Consider the following 1,809-nt stretch of genomic DNA (forward strand, 5'->3'; position numbering starts at 1 on the left):
CCTCTAACGGATAGAGAACTGACCCTTGTCATCGAAGCCCTCCTCAGAAAGGCCCCCTCAAAGAGTCCCCTCGTCTGGTCTGGCATAATGGACGTGATAGGGAGCATAAAAATCCCGTACGTATCGAGGAGAACAACCTCGCTACTTCTCAGGGCCCTCGGGGAAGGAAGCGACGAGGAAGCAGCGGTGGCTTCTCTAATCCTCATAAGATCCGGCGCCATTGAGAGGGACGGCTGGAAGTTGCTCGTGGAAAGGGTTGGAGATTTATTAACCAGTGGCAGCGAGAGGCTCATAGATGCAGGCTTAAAAGCCTCCGTAAGGCTGACGAAGCTACCCATGGTATTCCCGATGGACTCTGTGATAAAATCCGTCCTGCCCGCCCTGAAGAGGCTCCTCTCTTCCTGCAGTGACCAGTTCATAAAGGTTAAGGCCATCGACGCCTTCGACAGGCTCAGGGAGATGGTCATCCGCTACTACCGTCTGCACCCCCGTGAGGCCCAGAGGGTTGCCGAGGAGCTGATGAACCTCGGTCTCGTCGAGGAGGCCTATCTGATATTCTCAAGCGCCGGTGCCCTTCCGGGCAGGTTCTCCTACGGCAACAGGACCGCTCTCTAATGGTGTGCCTCATGGGGAAGCTCAAGCTCAGCGACAGACAGCTCTACGCCCTTCATTGAGGCGGTTAAACTAGGGGAGGAAATAAAGCCGAGTCAGAGCGCGAAGAGGAGGGCCTCTCAAAGCACAAAATTGAGGGCTGAGAGAACTCAAAGCTGACCGGCATCTTTTACTCCATCCAGAGGAGGCATGGGAGCTCGTCGGAGTCTCCCCGCCCATCCTCGACCCCTGACTGAGGACGACGCTGAGGGTTGCCGTCTTCAGAAAGCCAAGTGAGAAAACGCTGCAACACCTCAGGGGGGCTGCCCAGTTCCTCTCAAGGAGAACCCCCCTTCGTCGGCTATTACTACTACGACTTCCTTCCAAGGGTCATAAACTACGTCCCGAGGTTTGACACCGAGGAGGAGAGACTGAAGTGGGAGTACCTATTGCCGGAGCGGTTCATAGCGAGAGCCCGTTCCCCCGGGCAAAGAGGCTGAGATACTGCTGAAGTCCCTCAACGAGACCCTACCGACGAGCATAAGGGTGAACAGATTAAAGGTGACAGTAGAAGAGGTTGAAAACTACCTGGGGAGAAGAACATCCGCTTTAGGAGGAGCGAGAGGACTGAAACGATCATAAGGATCCTTAACCCCTTTAACCCCGAGTGGCTCCTCAACAGGGGGCTGGGTGATAGCGCAGGAGGAAGCCCCGGCCGTCGCGTCTCTCATCCTGACTCCTGAGTCTGGTGAGACGGTCGTTAACCTCGCGGCGGCCCCAGGGAACAAAACGCCCCCACATGGCGGAGCTGATGGAGAACAGGGGGGATACATGCCTTCAAGATCGACAGGGCCTGGATAAGGCGCATGAAAGAGGTTCTTAAACGGGCTGGAGTCGAGATAGCAGAGGTCATAACTGCGGACGGAAGGAAAGCGCTAGAGATGATAGGTGAAGGGATTGCGGACAGGATCATGCTCGACGCCCCCTGTACGAGCGACGGGACGATAGCGAAGAACCCCGAACTTAGGTGGCGCCTGCGGGAGAAGAACATGCCAAAGGTAGCTTCCCTCCAGAAGGGGCTGATCGAGAGCGCCTGGAGGCTCTTAAAGCCCGGCGGAAGGCTTCTTTATCAACGTGCTCGATGCTACCAGAGGAGAACGAGGACGTCGTTAAGTGGTTTCTGGGAAGGCATGGAGGTGCCCGGCCGGTTCCCATAGA

At 56.4% G+C, this 1,809-nt stretch carries 3 protein-coding genes; all 3 read left to right on the top strand.

The annotated features are described in order from the left end of the window. Nucleotides 1–615: hypothetical protein (locus tag MVD07_RS06940; RefSeq protein ID WP_297500029.1), on the top strand; the 615-nt coding region annotated here is incomplete at its 5' end. Nucleotides 616–884: 269 nt separating this feature from the next. Beyond that, nucleotides 885–1,091 (top strand): hypothetical protein, encoded by a 207-nt coding sequence (locus MVD07_RS06945; RefSeq protein WP_297500032.1) that lies wholly within the window; start codon nucleotides 885–887, stop codon nucleotides 1,089–1,091. A 366-nt stretch (nucleotides 1,092–1,457) separates the two neighbouring features. Then, nucleotides 1,458–1,808: a hypothetical protein gene (locus MVD07_RS06950; protein ID WP_297500034.1), complete on the top strand. Its 351-nt coding sequence runs from the start codon at nucleotides 1,458–1,460 to the stop codon at nucleotides 1,806–1,808. The last annotated feature ends 1 nt before the right edge of the window (nucleotide 1,809 follow it).

It is taken from the genome of Thermococcus sp. (assembly GCF_027008145.1).
In the GTDB taxonomy this organism is placed as follows: domain Archaea; phylum Methanobacteriota_B; class Thermococci; order Thermococcales; family Thermococcaceae; genus Thermococcus.